This is a genomic window from Glycomyces luteolus (assembly GCF_027622875.1).
In the GTDB taxonomy this organism is placed as follows: domain Bacteria; phylum Actinomycetota; class Actinomycetes; order Mycobacteriales; family Micromonosporaceae; genus Glycomyces; species Glycomyces luteolus.
The window spans coordinates 1-887 of sequence record NZ_JAPZVP010000046.1; the positions used below are offsets into that span (position 1 = coordinate 1).

Sequence of the window (887 nt, forward strand, 5' to 3'; positions counted from 1 at the left end):
ACTGAGGTGTTCTCATCCTGATTGGCGCTCTTGGTAGTTGAGAGTGGCGATGGCGCGGGCGATTTGGGTGGCCCGGTGTGGGTCGCAGCGGAGTTTCCGCAGGATGCGCCACTTCTTGAGTTCCGCGAAGACGCGCTCGCCCGGTCCGCGGAGCCGGGCGTGCAGCCGGTTGTGTGCCTTTTGATACTCAGGCTTGCCCTTCCCCTTGTACGGCGTGACCACCAGGTCGTGGTCCAGGCCCTGGTAGCCCTTGTCGCCCAAGGCGAACAGGCCGTGCTCACGCAGGAGCCGGGGGATCTGCCAGATGCGGGCCGCGGCGGTGTCGTGGATCGAGCCGCGGATCGCGCCCGAGATCCAGATCAGGTTCCCGTCCGGATCGGCGATCGCCTGGAGGTTCATGCCGTGGGATCGGTGCTTGACCTGGTAGTAGGGCCGGTCGGCAGCGAGGCGGTACGTGTGGATGAGGGTGCCGTCGAGGATCACGAAGCCCCGGCCCGAGCGCTTCGCGCGACGAAGGCCGGCCCGGAGCTTCGGTGCCTGGGCCGAGAGCAGGTCGATGACTTCGTTCACCCGCCGGGCGGCGGTGGCCCGGGAGATCCCGAAGCCCGGGGCGAGCTGCTCGTAGGTGTGGCCCTGGTGGAGGTAGGCGAGAGTGAGCAGCGCCTGTCGGCCGGGGTCGAGCACCCGCCAGCGAGACCCGATCGTCCTGCGGTGGGCACTGATGAGCCGGGCGGTGAAGGTCAGGGTCCGGGTCGACAGCGGCAAGGCCGCCTGATACAACAGCATTCGAAGCTCCTGGGAGGCAACGGAAGTAGACAGCTGTTGTTCTACCAGGAGCTTCTTCCATGCCCTGCAACCAAACTCACCCAGGATGAGAAGGGCTCACT

1 protein-coding gene is annotated in these 887 nt (G+C 66.6%); it reads right to left on the reverse strand.

The genetic code is table 11. The features are described 5' to 3' along the window. Positions 1-12: 12 nt before the first annotated feature. Positions 13-786, reverse strand: a complete 774-nt coding sequence (locus tag O1R50_RS26135; protein ID WP_270113203.1) for a transposase family protein — start codon at positions 784-786, stop codon at positions 13-15. Positions 787-887: the final 101 nt, after the last annotated feature.